Origin of the sequence: Caldicellulosiruptor sp. F32, assembly GCF_000404025.1 — a bacterium.
Lineage (GTDB): Bacteria > Bacillota > Thermoanaerobacteria > Caldicellulosiruptorales > Caldicellulosiruptoraceae > Caldicellulosiruptor > Caldicellulosiruptor saccharolyticus.
Genome location: NZ_APGP01000039.1, coordinates 1 through 491 on the forward strand (window position 1 = coordinate 1; position 491 = coordinate 491).

Consider the following 491-nt stretch of genomic DNA (forward strand, 5'->3'; position numbering starts at 1 on the left):
TATAACCTCATTGTATGATGCTGGGAATCCAGGTCATCTGTTAAAGGAATTTCTGGCAGCAGCTATTATGATTATTGCTTTTTTAGTTGCCTCTTGTATTGCTTTGTACAGTATGGGGTTGTTAGTTGTAGTAGAAAAATTCATGTTTACAATGTTGATTTTATTTTTGAACACTAATCAAGAGCTTTGGTAATTGTTCCGACTCTGCCTTTAAGTTTTTTGTTCAAACTAATTCAAATAGGCTTCTGCTTCAGGAGGGAATTGGTACAATTTTTTGTTTGCAATATCAAAGATAAAAGCAAAATGTTTTTCATTTTTATAGAGCGATGCAGGAGTTTAAATTATAGATTCCATAAGAAAAATAGAAAATTTTCTTTTCCATTTTGTTTAGAATATCTATTTCTATTATAAAATTTCATAGTTTTTATCATCAGTTACTAAAGCATGTATAAACTTTCTATTCCCATAAATTTCTAAAACTTTATCAGTAG

At 28.9% G+C, this 491-nt stretch carries 1 protein-coding gene; it reads left to right on the forward strand.

The genetic code is table 11. From position 1 onward, the window contains the following. The coding region (locus H964_RS12820) for a hypothetical protein (RefSeq protein WP_039764916.1) at nucleotides 1-193 on the forward strand (193 nt) is incomplete at its 5' end. Between the last annotated feature and the right edge of the window lie 298 nt (nucleotides 194-491).